General features: G+C 59.4%; 26 protein-coding genes and 1 tRNA gene. 10 read left to right on the top strand and 17 right to left on the bottom strand.

The window, feature by feature from the left end; translation table 11 throughout:
* Positions 1-79 precede the first annotated feature (79 nt).
* Both GJ700_RS06325 and GJ700_RS06320 read right to left on the bottom strand, forming a co-directional pair.
* Positions 80-775 carry a nitroreductase gene (locus tag GJ700_RS06325; RefSeq protein WP_154371806.1) on the bottom strand — a complete coding sequence of 232 codons (696 nt, stop codon included), beginning with the start codon at positions 773-775 and terminating at the stop codon, positions 80-82.
* A gap of 5 nt (positions 776-780) precedes the next feature.
* Positions 781-1,650, bottom strand: coding sequence for a DMT family transporter (locus GJ700_RS06320; RefSeq protein ID WP_154371805.1), 870 nt, complete (start codon positions 1,648-1,650; stop codon positions 781-783).
* 66 nt (positions 1,651-1,716) lie between these two features.
* Here GJ700_RS06320 and GJ700_RS06315 point away from each other — a divergent pair, with 66 nt between their 5' ends.
* Entirely contained in the window at positions 1,717-1,860 is a 144-nt protein-coding gene (locus GJ700_RS06315; protein ID WP_154371804.1) for a hypothetical protein, read from the top strand.
* A gap of 189 nt (positions 1,861-2,049) precedes the next feature.
* Positions 2,050-2,607, top strand: coding sequence for a phasin family protein (locus tag GJ700_RS06310; RefSeq protein ID WP_154371803.1), 558 nt, complete (start codon positions 2,050-2,052; stop codon positions 2,605-2,607).
* Positions 2,608-2,703: 96 nt separating this feature from the next.
* Here the strand turns inward: GJ700_RS06310 and GJ700_RS06305 are convergent, their stop codons facing one another.
* The 8 genes from GJ700_RS06305 to GJ700_RS06270 all read right to left on the bottom strand — a co-directional run bounded on the left by GJ700_RS06305 (position 2,704) and on the right by GJ700_RS06270 (position 10,126).
* Complete coding sequence (locus GJ700_RS06305; protein WP_154371802.1) at positions 2,704-3,567, bottom strand: alpha/beta fold hydrolase; 864 nt, start codon at positions 3,565-3,567, stop codon at positions 2,704-2,706.
* 50 nt (positions 3,568-3,617) lie between these two features.
* Entirely contained in the window at positions 3,618-4,673 is a 1,056-nt protein-coding gene (locus tag GJ700_RS06300) for a M14 family zinc carboxypeptidase (protein WP_154371801.1), read from the bottom strand.
* Positions 4,674-4,716: 43 nt separating this feature from the next.
* Positions 4,717-5,439 (bottom strand): ABC transporter ATP-binding protein, encoded by a 723-nt coding sequence (locus GJ700_RS06295; RefSeq protein WP_154371800.1) that lies wholly within the window; start codon positions 5,437-5,439, stop codon positions 4,717-4,719.
* Entirely contained in the window at positions 5,439-6,209 is a 771-nt protein-coding gene (locus GJ700_RS06290; RefSeq protein WP_154371799.1) for an ABC transporter ATP-binding protein, read from the bottom strand. Before GJ700_RS06290 ends, GJ700_RS06295 begins: the two co-directional genes overlap by 1 nt.
* A gap of 10 nt (positions 6,210-6,219) precedes the next feature.
* Positions 6,220-7,437, bottom strand: a complete 1,218-nt coding sequence (locus tag GJ700_RS06285; protein WP_154371798.1) for an ABC transporter permease subunit — start codon at positions 7,435-7,437, stop codon at positions 6,220-6,222.
* Positions 7,438-7,447: 10 nt separating this feature from the next.
* Complete coding sequence (locus tag GJ700_RS06280; protein ID WP_154371797.1) at positions 7,448-8,377, bottom strand: branched-chain amino acid ABC transporter permease; 930 nt, start codon at positions 8,375-8,377, stop codon at positions 7,448-7,450.
* Between the two features lie 324 nt (positions 8,378-8,701).
* Positions 8,702-9,661: a 4-hydroxy-3-methylbut-2-enyl diphosphate reductase gene (gene ispH, locus GJ700_RS06275; RefSeq protein WP_154371796.1), complete on the bottom strand. Its 960-nt coding sequence runs from the start codon at positions 9,659-9,661 to the stop codon at positions 8,702-8,704.
* A 9-nt stretch (positions 9,662-9,670) separates the two neighbouring features.
* Entirely contained in the window at positions 9,671-10,126 is a 456-nt protein-coding gene (locus GJ700_RS06270; RefSeq protein ID WP_154371795.1) for an FKBP-type peptidyl-prolyl cis-trans isomerase, read from the bottom strand.
* A 123-nt stretch (positions 10,127-10,249) separates the two neighbouring features.
* Between GJ700_RS06270 and GJ700_RS06265 the strand changes: the two genes are divergently transcribed.
* From GJ700_RS06265 to rpmG, 4 genes are all read left to right on the top strand, one after another.
* Positions 10,250-11,218 carry a hypothetical protein gene (locus GJ700_RS06265; RefSeq protein WP_154371794.1) on the top strand — a complete coding sequence of 323 codons (969 nt, stop codon included), beginning with the start codon at positions 10,250-10,252 and terminating at the stop codon, positions 11,216-11,218.
* A 67-nt stretch (positions 11,219-11,285) separates the two neighbouring features.
* Positions 11,286-11,960 (top strand): RadC family protein, encoded by a 675-nt coding sequence (gene radC, locus GJ700_RS06260; RefSeq protein WP_154371793.1) that lies wholly within the window; start codon positions 11,286-11,288, stop codon positions 11,958-11,960.
* 181 nt (positions 11,961-12,141) lie between these two features.
* A complete protein-coding gene (gene rpmB, locus GJ700_RS06255; RefSeq protein ID WP_093559101.1) occupies positions 12,142-12,378 on the top strand; it encodes a 50S ribosomal protein L28 in 237 nt (78 codons plus the stop codon).
* A gap of 14 nt (positions 12,379-12,392) precedes the next feature.
* The gene (rpmG, locus tag GJ700_RS06250) at positions 12,393-12,560 is read left to right on the top strand and encodes a 50S ribosomal protein L33 (RefSeq protein WP_154371792.1); all 168 of its coding nucleotides are present in this window, start codon (positions 12,393-12,395) and stop codon (positions 12,558-12,560) included.
* Between the two features lie 59 nt (positions 12,561-12,619).
* Here rpmG and GJ700_RS06245 read toward each other — a convergent pair whose 3' ends face one another.
* The 6 genes from GJ700_RS06245 to GJ700_RS06220 all read right to left on the bottom strand — a co-directional run bounded on the left by GJ700_RS06245 (position 12,620) and on the right by GJ700_RS06220 (position 18,904).
* Entirely contained in the window at positions 12,620-13,423 is an 804-nt protein-coding gene (locus tag GJ700_RS06245) for a prohibitin family protein (RefSeq protein WP_154371791.1), read from the bottom strand.
* A 239-nt stretch (positions 13,424-13,662) separates the two neighbouring features.
* Complete coding sequence (locus GJ700_RS06240) at positions 13,663-14,862, bottom strand: DesA family fatty acid desaturase (protein ID WP_154371790.1); 1,200 nt, start codon at positions 14,860-14,862, stop codon at positions 13,663-13,665.
* Positions 14,863-15,013: 151 nt separating this feature from the next.
* Entirely contained in the window at positions 15,014-16,330 is a 1,317-nt protein-coding gene (locus tag GJ700_RS06235; protein ID WP_154371789.1) for a mechanosensitive ion channel family protein, read from the bottom strand.
* Between the two features lie 132 nt (positions 16,331-16,462).
* On the bottom strand, positions 16,463-17,770 hold the full coding sequence (locus GJ700_RS06230; protein ID WP_154371788.1) for an RsmB/NOP family class I SAM-dependent RNA methyltransferase: 1,308 nt from the start codon (positions 17,768-17,770) through the stop codon (positions 16,463-16,465).
* 10 nt (positions 17,771-17,780) lie between these two features.
* Entirely contained in the window at positions 17,781-18,392 is a 612-nt protein-coding gene (gene purN / locus GJ700_RS06225; protein WP_154371787.1) for a phosphoribosylglycinamide formyltransferase, read from the bottom strand.
* 113 nt (positions 18,393-18,505) lie between these two features.
* The gene (locus GJ700_RS06220) at positions 18,506-18,904 is read right to left on the bottom strand and encodes a barstar family protein (protein WP_154371786.1); all 399 of its coding nucleotides are present in this window, start codon (positions 18,902-18,904) and stop codon (positions 18,506-18,508) included.
* 280 nt (positions 18,905-19,184) lie between these two features.
* Here GJ700_RS06220 and GJ700_RS06215 point away from each other — a divergent pair, with 280 nt between their 5' ends.
* The 4 genes from GJ700_RS06215 (at position 19,185) to GJ700_RS06200 (ending at position 22,532) form a co-directional block, all read left to right on the top strand.
* The gene (locus tag GJ700_RS06215; protein ID WP_154371785.1) at positions 19,185-19,700 is read left to right on the top strand and encodes a glycine zipper 2TM domain-containing protein; all 516 of its coding nucleotides are present in this window, start codon (positions 19,185-19,187) and stop codon (positions 19,698-19,700) included.
* An 80-nt stretch (positions 19,701-19,780) separates the two neighbouring features.
* Positions 19,781-20,605 (top strand): spermine/spermidine synthase domain-containing protein, encoded by an 825-nt coding sequence (locus GJ700_RS06210; RefSeq protein WP_154371784.1) that lies wholly within the window; start codon positions 19,781-19,783, stop codon positions 20,603-20,605.
* A gap of 18 nt (positions 20,606-20,623) precedes the next feature.
* Positions 20,624-22,393: a type IV pilus assembly ATPase TfpB gene (tfpB, locus tag GJ700_RS06205; RefSeq protein WP_154371783.1), complete on the top strand. Its 1,770-nt coding sequence runs from the start codon at positions 20,624-20,626 to the stop codon at positions 22,391-22,393.
* Between the two features lie 63 nt (positions 22,394-22,456).
* A tRNA-Lys gene (locus GJ700_RS06200) sits at positions 22,457-22,532 on the top strand.
* A 125-nt stretch (positions 22,533-22,657) separates the two neighbouring features.
* Here the strand turns inward: GJ700_RS06200 and GJ700_RS06195 are convergent.
* Positions 22,658-23,824 carry an AlbA family DNA-binding domain-containing protein gene (locus GJ700_RS06195; RefSeq protein ID WP_195763798.1) on the bottom strand — a complete coding sequence of 389 codons (1,167 nt, stop codon included), beginning with the start codon at positions 23,822-23,824 and terminating at the stop codon, positions 22,658-22,660.
* Positions 23,825-24,556: the final 732 nt, after the last annotated feature.

The raw sequence follows: 24,556 nt of genomic DNA, 5'->3' as shown, positions 1-24,556 counted from the left end.
GTGTAGCAAAACGAAGCCCGCCCGCAAGCGTATTGGGGCGCATTTTTTTACTCTGCGCGGTCGTTAAACCACAGGTTGTCTAGTCCACAAATTTCACGAAGTTGGCTAATGGCTCACGCTCCGTCACCAGCGTATTTTCAATCTTGTTATGGTCGGCGTAGCCCAACGACATGCCACACACGACCATTTCATTATCCGGCAAATCCAGCACCGCACGAATGATAGTGTGGTATTGCGTGAACGCTGCTTGCGGACAGGTATCCAGGCCCCGGCCGCGCGCCGCCACCATGATGTTTTGCAGGAACATGCCGTAGTCCAGCCACGAACCCTGCTCCATCACGCGGTCGATGGTGAACATCAGGCCGACCGGCGCATCGAAGAACGCATAATTGCGGCCATGCTGGGCCGACATGCCGGCCTTGTTGTCGCGGGTCAGTCCCAGCAACTGGTACAAATCCCACCCCACCTTGCGGCGGCGGTCGATATACGGCGCCTGCCAGACACTGGGGTAGTAGGCATATTCTTCCGTGTGCTGCTTCGCCTGTTCCGGGTCCGCGTGCACGGCCAGGATGCGGGACGTCAGTTCCCGCTTCTTCTCACCTGTCAGCACGTACACTTTCCACGGCTGGCTATTGGTGCCGGATGGCGCGCGCGCCGCCACGTCGAGGATTTTTTCAATGTCTTCGCGCGCCACCGGGGTCGGCAGGAACGCGCGGATCGAGCGGCGGGACGTGATGGCGGCATCCACCGCTTGCTGGTCGGGTGTGGAAATCATGATGTTTATTTAGTTTGTTTCACTACGAAGATCACCCCGGTCACCGCCAGCGCCATGCCGGCCACGCCCAGGGCGCTGAACGCTTCGCCAAACATCAGCCAGGCCATCACGGCGGTGGTCGGCGGGGTCAGGTACAGCAAGCTGGTCACCTTGGTGGCGTCGCTGCGGCGGATCAGTGCAAACAGCAGGAAGATCGCGGCAATCGACAGCGCCAGCACGGCCCAGGCCAACGCTCCCAGGAAGCGCAGCGTCCATTGTATGTCAGAGAATTCCTCGAAGTACACGGCGAACGGCCACACGACAATGAACGACGCGGCAAACTGGATGATGGTGCCGGTGCGTAAATCAAATTGCGGGCAAAAGCGGCGCTGATACATGGTGCCGGCCGTGATCGACAGCAGCGCAAACACGCACAGTGCAATCGCGGCGAACGACAGCCCGATCATGGTGATCTTCGCATACACCACCAGCGCCACGCCGGCCAGGCCAAACACCAGCCCCAGCCATTGACGGGGGCGCACGGATTCGCCGATCAGCGGCGCCGAGACAGCCGTCAAAATCGGCTGCATGCCAACGATCAGCGCCGTCACGCCGGCCGGCATGCCCAGCTTGATCGCCACCCACACGCCGGACAGATAACCTGCCTGCAACAAGATGCCGGCCAGCGCCACGTGCCTGATCTTACCGGTTGGCCATGGCGCTTTCAGGATCAGCACGGCCGGCAGCAGCAGCGCCAGCACGCCGGTAAAGCGCAGTAGCAGGAACATCAGCGGCGGCGCATACGGCAAGCCGAATTTGGCGACGATGAAGCCGGTGCTCCACAGGAACACGAAGAAAATGGGAATGGGGGACAGGAACGAGGCAGGCCGGGACATTTGCAACCAATAGTTTCAAATCCGCGCTGCTGCGGAAGTGGCAACGCCGGGAGCCACGAGTCTAGCATGGCAGAAAAATTGGCGTGGAACACTGCAACAGATGAGATTGTGCAACAGCCGCTATTTCCGTATCGCAAGTGCAGCATGACCGATCTATTTTTGACAACACCTGAAATCATCAGGCCTGCGCCATTGCTTGCAGCAGGCTAGCTGCGATACCGCATCACACCTTGGAGTTGATACCTTTGTGCAACGCACAAAAATCGCTTGACTTAAAAATTGAAGTCCGTAAAATCGGTCTTGTTGCGATGCACCATTCACTATCCGGCCTGAATCACCAGACTTAAAGTTGTTGACTACAGGTATAAACGCTTGATCCACTCAAAACTGGAGATTTACATGTTTGCTATTCCTGAACAATTTTCCAATGCCACCAAAGCCAATTTCGAAAGCCAATTCGCGATCTTCTCGTCGCTGACCAACAAAGCCTTCGAAGGCGTGGAAAAACTGGTCGACCTGAACCTGAGCGCCGCCAAAGCTTCGCTGGAAGAATCGTCGATCGCCGCCAAGCAACTGCTGGCTGCCAAAGACCCACAGGAATTCTTCTCGCTGACCGCTGCCCAAGCCCAGCCAACCGCTGAAAAAGCCATCGCTTACGGCCGTCACCTGGCAGCCATCGCTTCCGGCACCCAGGCTGAATTCAGCAAAGCCGCTGAAACCCAGATCGCTGAAACCAACCGCAAAGTCATCTCGCTGGTTGACGAAGTAAGCAAAAACGCCCCAGCCGGCACCGAAAACGCGATCGCCCTGCTGAAATCGACCCTGGGCAACGCCAGCGCCGGTTACGAGCAGTTCACCAAGACCGCCAAGCAAGCTGCTGAAGCCATCGAAACCAACCTGAACGCCGCTGTGAACCAGTTCGCTGCCGCAGCTGCCAAGGTTACCCCGAAGAAGTAATGAATGAAGCTTCCGGCGCCTGCCCCTGCAGCAGGTTGCCGGATCCGCTGAACTGGTCTCCTCGGCATCCGTGGTGTCCTCTCTGGCGGATGTCCTTCACTGCCCCGGCTTGTCCGGGGCTCTTTTTTTGCGCGGCATAAATGCTCTGGCGACGCTATCCAACCAGACGACAACTTGCCCTGCAACCCAGCCACCGTCGTCCAACGGCAAGTCATGGCCACCATAGGGGTGCGTGCTCAATGCCACGTGCCACGCTTGCGCCAGCCGCTCCGAGCAGCGCGGGTCCACCAGGCGATCACCGGCGCCATTCACGATCAATAGCGGACAGCCGTCATTCTTCGCTGGTGCGCGGTAGAGGCTGGCCGCCAGTAGTTGGCGCAATGCATTGCGACGCGTAACAGGGCATTCGTGCTGCCATGCGGTCCATTGCTGCTGCAACGCTTCATCATTGCCATGGCATTCGCTGGTCAACTGCAAAATCAATGCTTCACGGCTGGCCGGTGTGCCCAGCGCCAACTCGCGCAAGATAGTCCGGTAATTGCGCCAACGCAGCCGCTCATAAAACGGATTGAACGGACGCATGCTGGTGTTGATCAGCACGCAGCGGGCAATCTCGTCCGGATAGCTGGCGCGCCAATGGGCCGCCACCATGCCGCCCAGCGATAACGCCAGCACATTGACTTGGCCATGAATGCCACGCGCCCGCAAGTCCGCGCGCAACGCGGCAACCATGCCGGCGACTGTCAGCGGACTCGTTTCGTGGCAGCGGCTGCCATTGCCCGGCATATCCGGAGTGATGACCACACTACCCGGCAGCGCTGCCTGCAATTGCGCGGGAAACTTGCCCCAATGGCGGCTTTCCCTTACCAAGCCGCGCAACAGCACCCATACGGGCGCATCGGCGCTGTACCGCTCCAATTCCGTTGGGCTGATATTTCCAGTTGCATTTGGCGCCGCCATTACGCTATCCCTTGCCATACCATCATGAGGTTCCCACCTGCACCCATCGGTTACTGCTCCCGCTGGCGCTGCGCGCCGTCATCATGCGGCCCCAAGCCATACCACCTGGCTAGTGCCCGCTTGCGCTGCACCGGCCGCGCCCGGTCGTCCGGCAGCCAGCGCGCATGCGCCGCCACCGCCCGCATCAGGAACTCGAACCACATCAGGTGGCTGCGCAAGACCCGCTGCTGGCGGTGCAGCAAGGTGGGATTGAACGCGCCCAGCCGGGAAAACAGCTGGCGCGGATTTTTTTTCACCCACAGCCACGATCCCATCTCCAGCGTCAGCGGCAAGAACAGCGTGTCCGCCTGGCGCGCCGCCCTCAGGTACAGGTAATCCCACAGGTCGCCATGGGTGCGGTATTGCAGGCTTTGCGGTTCGAAGGTGTACGGATGGTGCGGGTAGCTGCCGGTGAATAATTCTTCCAGCGCGGAGATTTCCGGCAAATGCGCAATCGGCGTGCGCGTATGGGCGTGAGGAAACCAGATGCGGTCGCGCAAGCCAAAGCCGGAATGGCAATCGAGCGTGAGGCTGAAGCGGCGCGGCAGCAATTCGCGCTCGACCACCGCGCACACGGCGCGGCTCTCGGCCTCCATCGGTGCGCCAAAGCGGCCCCGGTACCACGGCAAGTGCGACGACAGGCGCTGCCCGCCCAATAACATGGGCACCCGCTCACTGGCCTGCACCGGCGAGTTGCGCATCAAGTCGACGCCTTGCGGATTGGCGCGCGTGGCCAGGTACATGCCGCCCGGGTTTACCAGCGGCATCAGCACCAGCCTGATTTCCGACAGTTGGCGCTGCAATACCTCGTCCCAGCGCAGGCGCGCCACCAGCGATTGCAGGAAAGACAGGATGACCTGGGTGCCGATGCGCTCCAGGCCGTGGATGCCGCCAAACAGGCCCAGTGCCGGCGCGTTGGGATCGGTGCTGCCGAGCGTCAGCACATGGACGGGAAACTGCTTGCTGTCGGCGGCCACCGTGCAGGCGGTTTCCACCGTCAGCCATTGCCTGCCCTCGTCGATCAACTGTTCCAGCAAGTCCAGTTCAGGCAGGGATTTGACGAGCATGGCCGGAGCTTCTCCAGGGAAGGGGAAGCGCCAGTATAAAAGATTATTCGCCCAGATAAGCCGCTTTGACGCGCGGATCGTCCAGCATGTCTTTCGCGTTGCCCGTCATCGTCACCAGGCCCGATTCCATCACGTAACCACGGTGCGCCGCCTGCAAAGCCAGCTTGGCGTTTTGCTCCACCAGCAGGATCGTGATGCCTTCTTTCGACACGTTGCGGATCACTTCGAAGATCTTGTCGACCATGATCGGCGACAGGCCCATCGAAGGCTCGTCCAGCAACAGCAGGGTCGGATGGCACATCAGCGCGCGCGCCATCGCCAGCATTTGCTGTTCGCCGCCGGACAAGGTCCCCGCCAGCTGCCCCGCGCGCTCTTTCAGGCGCGGGAACACGTCGAACCACTTGGCGATATCGGCATCGATGCCGGCCTTATCATCGCGCGTGTACGCGCCCATCATCAGGTTTTCCACGATGGTCATGCGGGTGAACACGCCGCGGCCTTCCGGCACCATCGCCAGCTTTTGCTCGACCAGGTGGAACGATTGCGAACCCTTCAGCGACTTGCCCAGGTACGACACGGTGCCTTCGACTTTGCAGGACGGCAAAGTACCGGTAATGGCTTTCAGCGTGGTGGTCTTGCCGGCGCCATTGGCGCCAATCAAGGTGACCAATTCACCCTTGTTGACTTCCAGGTCGATGCCCTTGACGGCCTTGATGCCGCCATACGCCACCTTCAGGCCTGAAACCTTCAATACATTTTCCGACATCAGTGCGATCCTCCCAGGTAGGCGTCGATCACCGCCTGATTGCTTTGTATTTCCGCCGGCAAGCCTTCCGCAATGCGCTTGCCGTACTCCAGCACCGTGATGCGGTCGCACAGGCTCATCATCATCTTGACGTCGTGCTCGATCAGCAGCACGGTCTTGCCCTGGGCCTTGATCTTCACCAGCAATTCCTTCAGCGCCAGCTTTTCCGTCGCATTCATGCCGGCCGCCGGTTCGTCCAGCGCCAGCAATTGCGGATCGGTGGCCAGCGCGCGGGCGATTTCCAGGCGGCGCTGGTCGCCATACGACAGGAATTTCGACGTGCGGTTGGCGAACGCGCCGATGCCGACGAAGTCCAGCAGCTCCTGGGCGCGCGAACGGATCGAAGCTTCCTCTTCACGCGCAGCCTTGTGGCGGAAGATCGCGCCAAACACGCCCTGGTGCGAGCGCACGTGGCGCCCCACCATGACGTTTTCCAGCGCCGTCATTTCACCGAACAGGCGGATGTTCTGGAACGTGCGGGCAATGCCCGCCTTCGCCACTTCGTGCGGCGCCGATGGCGAATACGGTTTGCCGGCCAGTTCAAAGGTGCCCGTGTCCGGCTGGTACAAGCCGGTGATCACGTTAAAGAACGTGGTCTTGCCGGCGCCGTTCGGGCCGATCAAGCCATAAATCTGGCCCTGCATGATCTTGATGCCCACATCGGTCAGCGCCTGCAGGCCGCCAAAGCGCTTATTGACGCCGGCGATATTCAACATTACTTGGTCGCTCATGTTCACTTCCTCAAGCGGGCATCACGCCGGACGATTGCTGTTTGGTATCGGTATCCCCGTCAGGACGGTCTTCGTGCTTGGGCGACGGCCACAACCCGGCCGGGCGCGTCAGCATGATCACCACCATGGCCAGGCCGTACAGCAGCTGGCGCAGCACTTCCGCTTCAATGATCACGTGGCCGAACAGCTTTTGCTGCAACGGTTCCACCACGTGGCGCAGCACTTCCGGCAAGGCCGCCAGCAGCGCGCCGCCCATGATGACACCCGGGATGTGGCCGATACCGCCCAGCACCACCATTGCCAGCACGGCAATCGATTCCGTCAGCGAGAACGATTCCGGCGACACGAAGCCCTGGAACGAGGCGAACATCGCGCCGGCGATACCGCCAAACGATGCGCCCATCGAGAACGCCAGCAATTTCACGTTACGGGTATTGATACCCATGGCCTTCGCCGCGATTTCATCTTCGCGGATCGCCACCCAGGCGCGGCCCAGGCGCGAATGCTGCAGGCGCGACGTCACGAACACGACGGCAATGGTCAGCAGCAGGAACAGGAAGTAATACGCGTTCACGGACGGCATGCCGAAGCCGCCGATGTAGACGGTGGCGCGCGAACCCGCTTCACCGGCCAGCGATACGCCGAACACGCGGATCGGGTCGATCAGGTTGATCCCCTGCGGGCCGTTGGTGAAGTTGATCGGCTCGTTCAGGTTGTTCATGAAGATACGGATGATTTCACCGAAGCCCAAAGTCACGATGGCCAGGTAGTCGCCGCGCAGCTTCAGGGTCGGCGCGCCCAGGATGGCGCCGAACAAACCCGCCAGCGCCGCGCCCAGCGGCACGATCACCCAGACCGACAAGTGGATGCCATTGGTGCGGACTTCTTCGCCGAACAGGGCCACCAGCGTGTTGCCCAGCGGCTCATAGTTGTTGATGACCGATTCCAGCAGCGTGGCAAATTGCGGCGACGCCAGCATGCCCGTCATGTAGGCGCCCACCGCGTAAAACGCGATGTAGCCCAGGTCCAGCAGGCCGGCAAAGCCCACCACGATATTCAGGCCCAGCGCCAGCATGATGTACAGCAGCGCCAGGTCGACGATGCGCACCCACGAATTGCCGAACGGTGCGGCCGCGAACGGGAACACGATCAGCAGCGCCAGCACGATGGCCATGCTGGTATAGGCTTTTTTCGGATCTTTTTGTACGTCGAAATTCAACAGTGCCATGGTGTCCTCCTTACGCGCGGTCCGCCACGCGCTCGCCCATGATGCCGGACGGACGCACCGTCAACACCAGGATCAGCACCACGAAGGCAAAGATGTCCTGGTAATGCGAGCCCAGGAAGCCGCCCGTCAGGTCGCCGATATAACCGGCGCCCAGGCTTTCAATAATGCCCAGCACGATGCCGCCGATCATGGCGCCATAAATATTGCCGATTCCGCCCAGCACCGCGGCCGAGAAGGCTTTCAGGCCCGGCACGAAGCCCATCGCAAATTGGATCGACGCGTAGTTCGCGCCCCACATCACGCCGGCCACGGCAGCCAGGCCGGCGCCGATGGCAAAGGTGGCGACGATCACGCGGTTCGAATCGACGCCCATCAAGCCGGCCACGCGGGGATTTTCCGCCACGGCGCGCATGGCGCGGCCCATCTTGGTTTTTTCCACCAGCATCACCAGGCCAAACATGGCGGCGGCGGCCAGCACCAGCAGCAGCACCTGGGTGTGCGAAATCACGGCGCCGCCCACCATGATCGGGTCGGTCGACAGCATTTGCGGGAAGGGCAGCGGGTTGCGGCCCCAGATCATCATGGCGAACGTTTGCAGCAGGATCGACACGCCGATCGCCGTGATCAGCGGCGCCAGACGCGGCGCATTGCGCAGGCGGCGGTACGCGACCCGCTCGATCAGCACATTGACGATCATGCAGACCGGAATGGCGCCAAGGATGGCAATCGCCAGTTTCACGAAGCCCGGCAAGTCCGGCGCCACATGGTTCAGCAGGTTCAGGATCGTCAGGCCCGCCATGGCGCCGATCATCAGCACGTCGCCGTGGGCGAAGTTGATCAGGTTCAGCACACCATAGACCATGGTGTAGCCCAGCGCGACCAGCGCATACATGCTGCCCAGCACCAGCCCATTGATTATTTGTTGGATAAATGTATCCATCGGAATTGCCTCTTCGTTCGCGTTATATGAGCCACCATAACAAAAACGGCACCCGGGGAAGGTTCCCCGCAGTGCCGCCGTTGATCAGACGCTGTGCGTCTATCTACTGCGTATGCATGTTGCCAAGCGTCCGCAATGATAGCGATGTTTAACAAAAACTAATATCGGAAAAAAATTAAGTCCACAGAATTTAATTTAAGTCCAGAGGCCGATTGCGCAAAAACTCACTCAATAATTGGAAAATGGGCGAGTTGCTGGTCCAAGGCGTTGGATTTCATGCGGAAATCCGCATACCCCGAACCACGCCATGGCAAATATTCCAGGTCAGGCTGTTGCGTTTTTACCACCATCCAGACCCTTATCGAGCCCTTTCGGCAGCGGGAACGTCACGCTTTCCTGCACGCCGTCCAATGCGCGCACGCTTTTCACGCCCAATTCCTTCAGGCGGTCGATCACGGCTTGCACCAGCACTTCCGGCGCCGAAGCGCCGGCCGTCACGCCCACCCGTACGCGGCCTTCCAGCCAGGCCGGGTCGATTTGCGTGGCATTGTCGACCATGTAGGCCGGCGTCCCCTTCTTTTCCGCCACTTCGCGCAGGCGGTTGGAATTCGAGCTGTTCGGGCTGCCCACCACGATCACCACTTCCACTTGCGGCGCCATGAATTTCACGGCTTCCTGGCGGTTGGTGGTGGCGTAGCAGATATCGCCTTTTTTCGGTTCGATAATGTTCGGGAAGCGCACTTTCAGCGCCGCAATGATGTCCGTGGTGTCATCCACCGACAGCGTGGTTTGCGTCACATAGGCGAGCGCATCCGGGTTCGTGACGTTTAGCTTGTTCACATCGTCCACGGTTTCCACCAGGTACATGCCCTCTTCCGCCTGGCCCATCGTGCCGTCGACTTCCGGATGGCCATCGTGGCCGATCATGATGATCTCGCAACCCTGCTTGCGCATCTTCGACACTTCCACGTGCACCTTGGTCACCAGCGGGCAGGTGGCGTCAAAAATCGACAGGCCGCGCGCTTCCGCCTCGGCGCGCACGGCTTTCGACACGCCATGGGCGGAAAACACCAGCGTATTGCCGGCCGGGACGTCGTCCAGTTCTTCAATGAAAATCGCGCCCTTGTTGCGCAAATCATCGACCACGTAGGCGTTATGCACGATTTCATGGCGCACATAAATCGGCGCGCCGAACTGGGCCAGCGCCCGCTCGACGATTTCAATGGCGCGGTCGACGCCCGCGCAAAAGCCGCGCGGCTGCGCGAGTAACAGTTCTTTTTCCATACGCATTCCTTACAGGACCGAGATCAACTTGACTTCAAATTGCACCGGCTGGCCGGCCAGCGGGTGGTTGAAGTCGAAAATCGCATCGTTTTCACGCAGTTCGCGCAGCACGCCGGCAAAACGGCCGCCGCCCGGCGCGGCGAAATCCACCAGGTCGCCGATCTTGTAGTCTTCGCCCGGCGGCGAATTGGCTTCCAGCGTGGCGCGCGACACGGGGCGCACCAATTCCGGATTGCGCGGGCCAAAACCGACGCCCGGTTCCAGGTCAAAGGTTTTATGCGTGCCTTCCGGCAAGCCCAGCAACAATTCTTCCAGCACCGGCGCCAACTGGCCCTGGCCCAGCATCAGGGTGGCAGGCGTGCCGTTGAAGGTGGTGACGATATCGGTACCGTCGACAGTGGCGAGGCGGTAGTGCAGGGTCAGGTAAGCCGACGGCGTGACAACGTTGGGTTGCTCGTTAGACATGATATTTCTAGGTTGGATAGCGAGGGAATCCGACATTGTAAGCCACCTTGCGATGGCCGCCCTAAATGTGAGCAATTGTTGCCATCAATGCATGTTTCACGGCGCCCCTTTATAATCCGCGCCATGCAAATGTTCCCCTCTCCCTACCGCTACTCCACGGTACGCACCCTGAATCCCCCCCAATTGTTGTTGCTGCTGGCAGGCTTATCCGCACTGGCGTTGACACTGATGTGGCAGCGCTGGGGCGGTACGATCGAAGATTCGCTGGCGTATTTCAATACGGCGCGCTGGCTGCGCGGTGAATTGCCGTTCGACGCCTTGCAGGCGCCCTTCCCCTACCGCTTGCTGGTGCCGGCCGTGGCCTCCGTGCTGCCCGGTGAGTTGCGCAACAGTTTTGCGCTGCTGAACTGGCTGCTGGTCAGCGCGGCCGGCGTCATGGCCGCCCTCACCGTGGTGCGGCTCGGTTATCCGCGTCGCCTGGGCTATGTGGCCGGCGCCTTGATGGTGCTGGCGTTCCCCACCTATTGGTATGCGCCGTATTTGCTGGTCGATCCCGGTTCGATCTGCGCCCGCGCGGCCTTCGTGCTGGCGCTGGTATCGGGCCAGCCCTGGCTGGCCGCGCTGGCCGGCGTCGTGGGCACGACGGTGCGGGAAGAGAATATTTTGCTGCTGGTATGGCTGCTGGCGGCGCGCCAGGTGGGATGGCGGGCCGGCCTGCTGGCGCTGGCGCTGGCCGGCGCCTGGCTGCTGGCCGTGCGCTGGTGGTTCGTGGCGGGCTTGCCGTCATATGTTTGGAAGCCCAGCGTGGCGCAATTGATGCACGCGCTGAGCGGCGACTGGCGCTCGCTGGTGTCGCTGGCGCTGTGCGCCGGCGTGGTGTTGCCAATGGCGCTGGCTGGACTGTTGCGCGCGCCGCGCCAGTTACAGCCGTTGAAAAGCTTGCTGGCCCTGATGATCTTGCCGCCGCTGTACGCGGCGCTCAGCGTGCGCATCGAGGGGCGCGTGATCTGGGGCCTGTACCCGATGCTGATTCCGTTCGCCATCGCCGCCACCGTGCCCCGTTTCCTGCAACCGCAGTTACCGGAACGCTGATGTGCTGCAAGCCCGCACGCGGGGCCGCTCGCCATAATGGGATATTTTCCCTTCCGCGAGGTGCAGCATGGGCATTTCCAACTGGCCACTTCATCAGCGTCCCCGTGAACGCCTGATCCGCGAAGGCGCCCATACTTTATCCGATGCGGAATTGCTGGCCGTGTTCCTGCGGGTCGGCGTGCGCGGCAAGGACGCCATCACGCTGGCCTACGATGCGGTCGGCCATTTCGGTTCCGTGCACGGCTTGCTGTCCGCCGGTGTGCGCGACTTTTCCGCCATCCACGGCCTCGGCGCGGCCCGGTTTGCAGAATTGCAAGCCGTGCTGGAATTGTCGCGCCGCGCGCTGGCCGAACAAATGCAGGCCGGCGTGGCCCTGAATTCTCCCCACGCCGTCAAACAATACCTGCGTCTGTCCCTGTCGCGCCAGCCATACGAATCGTTCCACGTGCTGTTCCTGGACGTGAAAAACCGCCTGATCGACGCCTGCGAACTGTTCAGGGGCACACTGTCGCATACCAGCGTCTATCCCCGTGAGGTGGTGCGGGAAGCGCTGCAGCGCAATGCCGCCAGCGTGATGCTGGCGCACAACCACCCGTCCGGCGCGCCGGAACCCAGCGATTCGGATTTGCTGCTGACACGGGCACTGGGCCAAGCGCTGGCGCTGGTCGATGTGCGCGTGCTCGACCATTTTGTCGTGGCCGGACACCAGGTGCATTCGTTCGCCGAACATGGCCAACTTTGAAATTTGCCTGTTCGTTGGGCAGTTTACCTAGCAAAAACAAGAGCTTGCGCAATGTTTCTCCAATTGTTAAATTTCTTTGTAATTTCATGACACAGTTGTTTTTCGCAAGTCGTTGAAAAACCTAAGTTTTTTCGCTATACTCTCGTTTTTCCAATTTTGGAAGTAACTCAAGGAGTGCGCCATGGCACGTGTTTGCCAAGTCACTGGGAAGAAGCCGATGGTCGGCAACAATGTTTCCCACGCTAACAACAAAACCAAGCGTCGTTTCCTGCCTAACCTGCAGAACCGCCGCATCTTCGTAGAATCTGAAAACCGTTACGTAACCCTGCGTCTTTCGAACGCCGGTCTGCGCACCATCGACAAGGTAGGCATCGACGCCGTCCTGGCCGACATGCGTGCTCGTGGCGAGAAAGTTTAATAGGGAGCTAGATCATGGCAAAAACCGGCCGCGACAAAATCAAACTGGAATCGACCGCAGGTACCGGTCACTTCTACACGACCGACAAGAACAAGCGCACCATGCCAGCTAAAATGGAGATCATGAAGTTCGATCCTAAAGCTCGCAAGCACGTTCTGTACAAAGAAACCAAGATCAAATAATTGATCCTTGTTTTATGAAAAAAGCCGCTCATCGAGCGGCTTTTTTATTGGCTGACCATTTACTGCTTGGTGGGTAAATTAATAAATGGCAAGGCGCCACCCGCCATCGTCGTCGGCAAATTACCATCCCACTTCTCGATGGCTTTCGCCTGGTTTTCAATTTCACGCAAACGCAGCAATTCCGCCGTGACTTGCTGGCGCTGCAAAGACAATGCTTCCGCTTCCGCTTTGGCGCGGGCGATTTTCTGCTGCGCTTCCACTTCAATCCGCTGCAAATCCCGTTCTGCTTTCATCTTCAACTGTTCCGCCGTGGTCTTGGCTTCAATCGCTTCGTCAAAGGTTTTACTGAAGTTGAAATTGATAATCGAGAATTCATCGATGACTAAACCATGGCGCGACATCCGTTCCCGCAATGCCGCCACAATATCGTCCCGCACCACGGCACGCTTGGAAATCAATTCTTCCGCCGTATAACGGGCCGTTACGGCTTTAACGGCTTCCTGCACGGCCGGTACGATAATCCGGTCGCCGGGCTGATTACCCAGGTCGCGATACACCGTCACGGCAGCTTCGGGTTTCACATGGTAATTAATCGCAATCCGGGTCTTCACGCGCTGTAAATCGCGCGATGCCGCATCGCCCTCGCCTTCGCCTTTTTCAATCGCCACGCCCACCAAATGCATGGTTTGCGCCAGCGGCCAACGGAAATGCAATCCCTCGTCATAAACCTGTGCCGACGGTTTGCCAAACGTGGTTAATACACCGCGATGTCCGGCCGGGACAATCGCGAATGGCGTCAGCATGAATAACACGATGATGGCGACTATCGCCAGCACGAGTTTTTTAATCCACTTGAATTGCATATCTTCTCCATTTCCAAAAATGCAATGCCTTCATGGTAGCAGAACGATGCGCTTAGGCAATGGTAAAACGCGGGGCATTTAACCGTAGTTTAAGTAAGATATGAGCATGATCGCGCCAAGTATTGGCTTAAACAGGGCGGAATTTGCCCATCGGGGGGGGGGGACGGGCGATAGAACGGGACAAAATAAAAACGGCCCTTGCGGGCCGTTTCGGGTACAACTGAATGACGCTAGTCGCTTTATGCGTAGCTGCGCAGGCGCAGTGAGAATTCCTGCAGCGATTTAATGCCGGATGCTTCGGCGCGGTCGCACCAGTCTTGCAGCTTGGCCAGCAATTGATCGCGGGTGAAATGCGAACGTTCCCAAATGACGCCCAGTTCCACGCGCATATTGTGCATGGTTTCCAGTACTTTGCTGTGCTCGAACAATTCCACCAATTGCTGCTTTTGCGGCGCTTCCAGTTTGGCGGGCTCACGCTGCAGCAATTTACGCGACGACTTCAGGAAGCGGGCTTCCAGTTCGGCTTTGTTCAAATGCTGCATTTCATCTTTCCATGCCGCTTTAACCGACTTCGCATATTTCGCCATCACGTCATAACGGTTGGCAATGACGGATTGCAGCGTTTCCAGGTCGGCTTGCATTTTGCCTTTCTGGAATTTTGGTTCCGGCGCGACTTTCTTCACTTTCGCCAGGCCCAGGGTTTCCAATACACGGATATAGAACCAGCCAATATCGAACTCATACCATTTCGACGACAATTTTGCCGACGTGGCAAACGTGTGGTGATTATTGTGCAGTTCTTCCCCGCCGATAATCAGGCCGAATGGAATGATATTGGTGGCGGCATCGGCGCAATCGTAATTGCGATAACCCCAGTAGTGGCCGATACCATTAATAATGCCGGCAGCCGTCACGGGAATCCACAGCATTTGCACGGCCCACACAGTAATACCGATCACGCCGAACAGCATGACATTTACCACCAGCAAAGCGGCAACGCCAAATGCGCTGTATTTGGTGTACAGGTTGCGCTCGATCCAGTCATTCGGCGTGCCGTGACCATATTTCTCCAGCGTTTCCTTATTTTTGGATTCAGCGCGATACAGTTCGGCGCCTTCCCAGAATACTTTTTTAATGCCGCGGGTAACCGGGCTGTGTGGATCTTCTTCCGTGTCGCATTTCGCGTGATGCTTGCGGTGAATCGACGCCCATTCCTTGGTCACCTGGCCGGTCGTCAGCCACAGCCAGAAACGGAAGAAGTGGGAAGGAATCGCATGCAATTCGAGCGCGCGGTGCGCCTGATGGCGGTGCAAATAAATCGTCACGCTGGCGATGGTGATATGCGTCACCACCATGGTATAGGCAAAAACTTGCCAACCAGAAAGGCCCATCAGGCCCGTATCGAGGAAGGCCAGTACCGCTTGTAAACTAGGGATCATTACTGCTCCAGGTAGGGGGAAAATCGTTCGCGAACTGTCCAAATTGAACAGGCGCGACTTCTCATGATGGGCGATATTGTACGCTGAATCCACCTGCCTGCGGTTGCATTGCCGGACAGAACTGATTATTTTTTAGGCGACATGCGCGGCCTCATGGACCTTCCGGCAACCTTGCCGGACCGATAATGCGCATTTCCCGTTGCGGGAATGGCACGGAAATACGGTGTTCCTGCAACAGTTTCCAAATCGCCCGGTTCACGTCGGAAATCACGCCACCTTTGCCATTTTCCGGATCGGCAATCCACCAGTTCACTTGCAAGTCCAGGCCATCGGCGCCGAAACTCACCAGGTTGGCGGACGGCGCCTTCTCCTTGACCACGCGCTCGACCGACAGGGCCGCTTCCTCCAGCAAACGCAACGCCAGGTCCAGGTCGGTATCGTAGGCCACGGAGACCTTGGCACTAAGCAACACACTCTTGTTGGTCAGCGTGGAATTTTGCACGGCGCCCGACACCAGCATTTCATTCGGCACAATCGATTCCACGCCATCGAGCCCCTGCAGCACCGTATAACGGGTGTTGATCTGCAACACGCGCCCACTGTATTTATCCACCGTGATCATGTCGCCAATCGTCAGGCTGCGGTCCAGCAGGATAATGAAACCAGATACGTAATTGCTGGCGATCTTTTGCAAACCCAGGCCCAGGCCCACGCCCAGCGCACCGCCAAAGACGGACAACACCGTCAAGTCGATGCCCACTGCCGACAAGCTTAGCAGCACGGCCACGACAATCAGCACGGCGCGGCCGAAGCGCGCCATCACCACGCGCAAGCTCGAGTGCATCGATTCCACGCTCATCAGGCGCTGTTCCAATACCGCGCCCGCCCACAGCGCCAGCATCAGCATCAGCACCACGGACACGGCCGCGCCCAGCATGTCGGCAATCGATACCTTGTGCTTACCCAGCGGCAGCAGCGTCTGGTCCAGGTATTGATACAGGTCGCCCCAGGTCCCCGTGATGTACAACACCATGCCGGCCCACACCAGCAACTGGAAAATCTTTTCAAACGTCAAAATGGTCTGGCCGATCTGCCCCTGGCGCGCAAAAATGCGGCGCAACAAGACAAACGTAAAGCGGATCACCACCAGCGACATGACGATCGGCACCGCCACCTTCAGCAAATGCACTTTTTGCCATTGCCCGAGGATCAGCTGCGCACCGAATAACACCGCCACGACGGCCAGCGGTCCGACCACGCGGGAAAAACTCTCGGCGCCAAAGTGCGCGATGCCGCTTTCCGGCGCCGCGGCCGTCACCCGGGCCGCCACGCGGGCACGCAACTGGCTGGAAATCAGCCAGCCCAGCAGGATAGCCGCCGCCAGCGCGCCCAATTGCCACATCAGGCCCGGGTCGCGCATATCGTTCAACAAATCGGAAATCAGGTTTTTCAGTGGTTCTTGTTTCATCAGCAATGATCGGTTGTCAGGGCCTGGCCCCAAATATGCTATGAATTTTGCATCATTCATAGCACTTTTGGGGCCAGGCCCCGAAATGTCGAGCAAATAAAAAAAAGCCGGCGCTAGGCCGGCTTGGTGCGCTTATTCAGCGTCGTCCGCATCATCCGTCTCGGCGGCCTTGGCAGGTTTCGCCATTTTCTTACGCTCGAAGACGGCGGCAAAGAAACCGTCCGTCTGATGCTTGTGCGGCAACAGCTTCAGGTAATCGTCCATTTCCAGCGCGATTTTCTGTTCCGCCAGGACTTTACTCATCGGCACCAGTTCGAAGTCCGGGTGCGAGGCCACGAATTCTGCCGCCACGTTGTCGTTTTCTTCGTTCAGGAAACTGCACGTCGCATACACCAGGCGACCGCCCCCTTTGACGAGGCGCGCCGCGCCATCCAGGATGGCCAGTTGCTTGTCATGCATCTCAGCAATCGCGCCTTCCTGCTGGCGCCATTTGACGTCCGGATTGCGGCGCAACGTGCCCATGCCGGAGCAAGGCGCATCGACCAGCACGCGGTCGATCTTGCCGGCCAGGCGCTTGATCTTGGCGTCGCGCTCGTGCGCAATCAGGACCGGGTGCACGTTCGACAGGCCGCTGCGCGCCAGGCGCGGCTTGAGCTTGGCCAAGCGCTTTTCCGACACGTCGAACGCATACAGGCGGCCCGTATTGCGCATTTGCGCGCCCAGCGCCAGCGTCTTGCCGCCCGCGCCGGCGCAAAAGTCCACCACCATTTCACCGCGCTTGGCGCCCAGGATCTGGGCCAGCACCTGGCTGCCCTCGTCCTGCACTTCAATCGCGCCGCTCTTGAACAGCGGCAAGTTTTGCAGCGCCGGTTTCTTCAGCACGCGCAGGCCCAGCGGCGCGAACGGGGTCGGCTCGGCCACGATCGGCGCTTGCGCCAGTTCCGCCACCACGTCGTCGCGGTTGGCTTTCAGCGCATTGACGCGCAAGTCCAGCGGCGCCGGCGTATTGAGCGCATCGGACAGCGCCAGCGCTTCCTCTTCGCCGAACTGGGCCACCAGCTTTTCGTACAGCCATTTCGGCATGTTCGAACGCATCGATTTGTGCAACAGCTTGCGGTCGATATTGGCTGCGCGTTCCAGCCAGGCGGCTTCTTCCGGCGTCAGGCTCGGCAGGGCGCCAACGCCGACGGCATCCATCATGCCCAGCAACACCAGGCGACGCATGTCAGGACCGCTGCCCGAGGCCGAGAAATCCGTGAAGAAGGCTTTGTTGCGCAATACGGCATAGACGCACTCGGCGATGGCGCCGCGCTCACGTCCGCCCAGGCGCGGGTGGTCTTTGAAATAGCGCGACAACGTCGTGTCGGCCGGCGCGGTAAAGCGCAAAATCTCGCGCAACACTTCTTCAGTGCTGGCGAGAACCATTGGTGGCAATCGCATAGGTGTTCCTTTATTGAGTCTGGTCGATCAAGACCTTGCCGTCGGCAATCGTCAGCCGGTCTTCCACAAACCAGCGGATTGCGCGCGGATATAACTGATGTTCCTGCACCAGCACGCGGGCTGCCAGGGTTTCGGGGGTGTCGCCTTCCAGCACCTCGACCTTCGCCTGGCCCACCATCGGGCCGTGATCCAGTTGCGCCGTCACGAAGTGCACGGTGGCGCCATGTTCCTTCACGCCGGACGCCAGTGCCTGTTCATGCGTATGCAAGCCCGGGAACAGCGGCAGCAGCGACGGGTGGATGTTGAGCATGCGGCCTTCATAGTGAGCGACGAAGCCCGGCGTCAGGATGCGCATGAAGCCGGCCAGCACCACCAGGTCAGGTTCGAACCGGTCGATTTCCGCTTGCAGCGCCGCGTCGAAGGCTTCACGCGACGGGTAATCTTTGTTCGACACCACGGCGGTGGCAATGCCATGGCTGGCGGCAAATTGCAGGCCGCCCGCATCGGCGCGGTTGCTGATGACGGCAGCGATACGGGCAGGCCATTGTTCGGACTGGGCGGCGCGCACCACGGCTTCCATATTGCTGCCGCGGCCGGAAATGAGGATGACGATGTTTTTCATCGGGTCACTAAAGAGGACATCAAAAACCCTCTATTGTACCGGTTAAGGCCGCATCAGACCACCGGCGAACCACGACGCCGCCGCCGCGGGGCCGCCGCCATCGCCGGCAAGCGCTATTCGAACGAGTAAAATACGCGGAACGGGACGTTCTTTTCAGCCCAGTAATCGGCCGCATCGCGGAACACGTCCAGCAGGGTTTCGCGCGCTTCGCGGTCGAACTTTTGTGTATTCGGCAATTGTTCCAGCACGGCCAGGAACCCGGTTTGCGGGCCGGCCTGCTGCATGGTGTCGGTCAGGCACACCCGCAATGCCTCGAAATTCTTGCCGCACGGTTTGGGAAAGAGGAAGGATTCTGCAATGATGCCGAGCACTTGCTGCTTGGTGAAGCCCGCATTGCAATGGGCATACAGGAAATGCTGCCCAAGGCGGACTGCTTCGTCTTGCAGTTCCGGTACCCGGAAAGCCCGGATCGACTGCACAAGATTGGGCGGCACAGTGGTCAACAAACTCATATATTTTTGGATGCCCGCGGCGGTAAACGTTTCTCTCTGTCAATCTAATTCCATACACTTGTTAGGGTAACGTGTTGTATGTCTCTAATCAACACGATTGTGGTATCACACGGCTGTTTTGTTAGAAATAGAACATTTCCTCGGAATGGATGCGCGCATGATGGCGCTATCAACGCTGCCCTTGGTTACATTTTGTTGCTATCAGTTGCAACTATTAAGCGGGTGCAGGATTACCATACTTCAATACAACTCGTGTCCGACTTGATCAAGAGGTAACACCATGAAACTGCAAACCAAACTCGTCGCTTCCCTTCTCTGCCTGGGCGCCTTGCCCATGGCGCAGGCGCAACGTCCCGACTTCGAGGACTTCGGCCGCGTAGTGCGGGTGCAACCACGGATCGAACAAGTCAACCGCCCGCGCCAGGAGTGCCGCACTGAATATGTCCAGGTACAGCAGCAGGCCGAACGCAGCGCGGGCGGTTCCATCGTCGGCGGTATCGCGGGCGCGCTGCTGGGCAGCCAGGTGGGCCGCGGCAATGGCCGCACGGCGGCCGCCGCCGCCGGCGCGATTGCCGGCGCCGTGGTGGGCGACCGGGTCGACAACCAGAACGTGCAGCCAGGCGGGGTGACCGAGCAGGCCGTGAAACAGTGCCGCATGGTCGACCACGTCGAAGAACGTACTAATGGTTACGACGTGTCGTACGATTACCGAGGCCGTACGTACAACATCGTCATGCCATACGATCCGGGCCAGCGCGTGCGCCTGCGCGTGCAAGTCGATCCGATCCTGAATTGACCCGCCTCCTTCCCGGTCGGCTTGCCATGCTGCAAGCCGGCGCGGGATAATACGGCGATCATCCCTGTTCGCCGTCCCCCATGCTCATCAAACGCAAATCCATCGAAAAAGTCGAATCGTCGCGCCCTGCGTCGGCGAAACCAGGCGCCAAGGCGCCGGCGAAAGCCCGCAAGCCGAAATTCGCCCCGGTCACGTTGTCGGAACAGGACGGTGTGCGTTACCTGCATTTCGGTACCGAATGGGTGCAGGGCGCGATGCGCATCCGCAAACCGGACTGGCCGGAACTGGAATATGCGCAGCAAATGAATGCGTGGCTGCTGTGGCTGGCCGAGCCGCACCGCATCGCACAACTGGGCCTGGGCACGGCCACCTTGACCAAATTTTGTTATAAACAGTTTCCGCAAGCCGATGTCACGGCCGTGGAACTGAACCCGCACGTGATCGCGATCTGCCAGTCCATGTTCAAGCTGCCGCCCGACGACGAGCGCCTGCACGTGCTGGAAATGGACGCGATGGATTACGTCAACGACAAAGCCAACTATGAATCGCTGGACGTGCTGCAAGTGGATTTGTATGACGCCACCGCGCGCGGCCCCGTGCTCGACACGCCGGAGTTTTACGAGTCGTGCGCGGCATGCCTGACCGATGACGGCATCATGACGGTCAACCTGTTCGGCGATCACCCCAGCTATGCGAAAAACATCAAGGCCATGAAATTCGCATTCGGCCAGGTGCTGTGCCTGCCGCCGGTCCACGATGGCAACGTGGTGGCGATCGCGTTCAAGCAAAAGCGCGCGCTGGACATGGCGGCACTGAAGGTGCGTGCCGCGCAAATCGTCGCGCAGACCAAGCTGCCCGCCAAGTCGTGGGTCAAAGGCATAGAGCAAAGCCTGAAAAAAGACTGACCAGGAGACCAGCGCCAGATGAATAAAGCACTCGACCTGCAACAAATTTTCACCTGGCTGCTGGCGGACGGCCTGGTCGACAAGGCCCATGTCAAAGCCCACTTCGCGCAGGCGCAAGGTATCCTGCGCAACACGGTCGGCGCCATGCACCCGCTGTGCGCTGTCGCGCACTGCAAGCTGGTGTCGACCGCCCCGCCGCACAAGCACCTGACGCTCGACTATTTGACGGAATGGCTGGCGGGCCACGTGCACTTGCCGTTCTACCGGATCGACCCGCTGAAGATCGACTTCACCCGAGTGGCCGACGTGATGTCCGCCAGCTATGCGGCGCGCTTCAATATCCTGCCGGTGGAAATGACGATGGACACGCTGGTGGTGGCCACCGCCGATCCTTTTGCTCTCGAGTGGGAAGCGGAAATCGCCAAGATTTCACGGCGTATCATTCGCCGCGTGATTGCCAATCCGCTCGATATCGCGCAATACACGTCGCAATTCTTCAGCCTCGCGAAATCCATCAAGAAGGCCAACAAGTCGACCGGACAAGACCTCGCGCTGCGCAACAATTTCGAACAGCTGGTGGAACTGGGCAAGGCCAACCGCCAGGTCGACGCCAACGACCAGCACGTCATCAATATCGTCGACTGGCTGTGGCAATACGCGTTCGAGCAGCGCGCCTCGGACATCCACCTGGAACCCAAGCGCGACATGGGCACCATCCGTTTCCGCATCGACGGTGTGCTGCACCAGGTGTACCAGGTTCCAGCTGTCGTCATGATCGCCATGACGGCGCGCATCAAGCTGCTGGGCCGTATGGACGTGATTGAAAAACGGCGCCCGCAGGATGGGCGCATCAAGACCCGCACGGCGGGCGGCCAGGAAATCGAATTGCGCCTGTCGACGTTGCCGACCGCCTTTGGCGAAAAGCTCGTCATGCGGATCTTCGATCCGGAAGTCGTCGTGAAAACCCTGCCGGAACTGGGCTTCCCGGATGACGATGCGGCGCGCTGGGACCTGCTGACCAAGCGGCCGCACGGCATCATCCTCGTCACGGGTCCCACCGGTTCCGGCAAGACCACCACGCTGTACACCACGCTGAAGGCGCTGGCCACGTCGGAAGTCAACGTGTGCACGGTGGAAGACCCGATCGAGATGGTGGAAGCGTCGTTCAACCAGATGCAGGTGCAGCCCGGCATCGACCTGTCGTTTGCCGATGGCGTGCGGGCGCTGATGCGGCAAGACCCGGACATCATCATGGTGGGCGAGATCCGCGACCTGGCGACCGCGGAGATGGCGATCCAGGCCGCGTTGACGGGCCACCTGGTGCTGTCGACCCTGCACACCAACGACGCGCCATCGGCCGTCATGCGCCTGCTGGAACTCGGTGTGCCGTACTACCTGCTGGAAGCCACGCTGATCGGCATCATGGCGCAGCGCCTGGTGCGCACGCTGTGCCCCGACTGCAAGGCGCCCGATGGCGCCATCAGCGACGAAGTGTGGCAAGCCATTGTCGGCGGCTGGGACTTGCCCAAGCCCGCCACCGTGTACCGCCCGGTCGGCTGCCCCGAGTGCCGCCAGACCGGCTACCGTGGCCGCACCGGCATTTATGAATTGCTGACGGTGACGGAAAACTTCAGCAAACTGGTACAGGAAGAGACCGACATCGGGGCGCTGCGCCGCCAGAGCATCGCCGACGGCATGAAGCCGCTGCGTATCGCGGGCGCCCACAAGATCCTCGAAGGCGCCACCAGTTCCGATGAAGTGCTGAAAGTCACGTCGTCGCTGATATGACGGCAACGTGACAAAAAACACTTGGCAACCCAGTTTTGACCTGTATATAATACGGCCTCTTTCGGGTCGTTAGCTCAGCTGGTAGAGCAGCGGACTTTTAATCCGTTGGTCGCAGGTTCGAATCCCGCACGGCCTACCACCGAATTTAGCAGTACAGAACAGGGTTTCCCGCTTCGGCGCGAAACCCTTTTTTGCGTCCTCATATGAAAAATATTACCCACTTGGGTAATATTTTCCACATCTGCATTCCTACACACTCCAAGTTCAAGCGTTTGCGTTGAGCGTGCCGTCGGCAGCATAGTATGGGCACGCTTCTTTGCCGAAGGTATTCCACAGCACGTCAAACAATGGTCTCAGAGCCGTGTGCGCCGCAAAATCCTCTGCTTGGATCAAGATATCCGGCAGCAGCACGGAATCGTCCGGGAGCACGTCTCTATTTATTGCGTCATACATCGAGCCCGTCAAAAGGCGGTAACCTTTGACGTTTAGGAACGCCAGGGATACAACGAATGGCGGTTGAACATTGAGCCGTGCAAGGCAGTTCTTGAAGTTCCCGACGCTGCTGACGATTTCATTGACCATGTACTTGCCGTACAAGGTCTTTGGCTCATTGGGCGGGCTGACACATGCCATGACGGATTCCACGGCCCCGTGCCGGAAAACCTGCGTGTACGAGTAATTCCCGGTAGGCGCGCCGTCGGACACGACTGCGCCATCAATATTGAATCTGGACTGTCCCAGCACGGTCCCAAACATCCTGAACTCCGCGACGCTCGTTTTCGTTAGCCCTAAGCGCACGTGCCCTGGCAACGAAAATGCCGACAACGGTACGAGGTGCAGCACCATGAGGCCAATGTCCTCCATATGGACGGGGCCACGGTTCGCCCCCAATCGCGCAAGCCGGTCCGCCACAAACTCCGCCACTCGATTCCCGATGTTTTCGGAGGCGACAAATGCGGATTTGAGTCCTGCCACGTCCAACTGATAGTTTCCGGCCGCGTTGCGCGCGTAGAAGTGGCCGTGTTTGGAGAGGACAACTCGGTGCGGTGCGTTCCAACTCCTTGCGATCCTCACGAGAAGAATGCTCTTGCCTGACGACAGCGGGATAGACCTGATCTGGATACCGGCCAACTGCGGCTCGGACCCGTCGCGAATCTTGTTCAGCAAGGATTGCTTGAGCTGGTCCGGATCAGGTATTTCCAAACCGACCAACTCGATAGGCAGGCCTTTGTCCTCTGCAACGCCGTACAGAATGTCGCCCCCCTCGGTATTAGCCATCGCAGTCCAGTCAGCTAGGAGGTCGTACTTTTCCTCTCCTTGGCCAGATGGGAGCGCTCGCTTGTATTCAAGTGTCAGGTTTTCGGGAATCCCCGAATCGACAAGGCGTTGCAGATCCAGTTCTGAAATAGCTTGGAAATCATTCGGTATCATCGGGCAATTTCTGTGGTCGTGGCAAGACAGCATCGTAACCCACCGCAGCGAGGCCTGAGCTTTTCAGATTGGAATATGCAACGGGGCTCTCTACCTTCCCGAGCTAACGGGCTGCCAGTAGAAAGCGTCAATGGCGCTAGACGGTCGCCCCAACGCTGAGCGAGCTCAAGGTGGAATATTTTTTCTGGAAAGCCGGTAGACGCTCCGCGAAGAACTTTTCCCGGTCGCGCAAATGGGTTAGGGTCTCCGGCGATTGCGGCCTGCACTTTCGGAAGGATGTCGAACATGGCCAGCATGCTCACCAGATCGCTCTTGCATACGGCGGGAAAACGCTGCGCCCGCATGCCGGTTCCTACTTCGATGACGTGACCGGCGTCAAACACCAGCCACGAAAGGCAACGACAGTTGGGGACTGCATTACCTGGGAATCGCTCATCTGAAAAAGCCCCTACGAATTACCTTGTGGAAAGATATCACAAAGCCGCGATGCAGATGGGCGAAAGTTACCCTAGCTGCGTTTGTGCCGCCCTCTTGAGTTTGGATTCGAGCAGGGATATGCGCACTCCTCAGTCCTTAACGATGCCTGCTTTTGAAAAGCCTTCTCGGAGCGTCTCCATTATGGCGGCACCGGAAGCGTCCGAGTGCCTAGCCGTACGACAGGCCGGGCACTTTATCCGGTGCGCGTAAAACATCGGCCTTCATGCCGGTGATGTAAGCGCGGACGGCGCAGCC

Origin of the sequence: Pseudoduganella rivuli (assembly GCF_009674485.1) — a bacterium.
GTDB classification, from domain to species: Bacteria; Pseudomonadota; Gammaproteobacteria; order Burkholderiales; family Burkholderiaceae_D; genus Rugamonas; species Rugamonas rivuli_B.
This window is presented reverse-complemented; position numbering and strand designations above follow the sequence as displayed.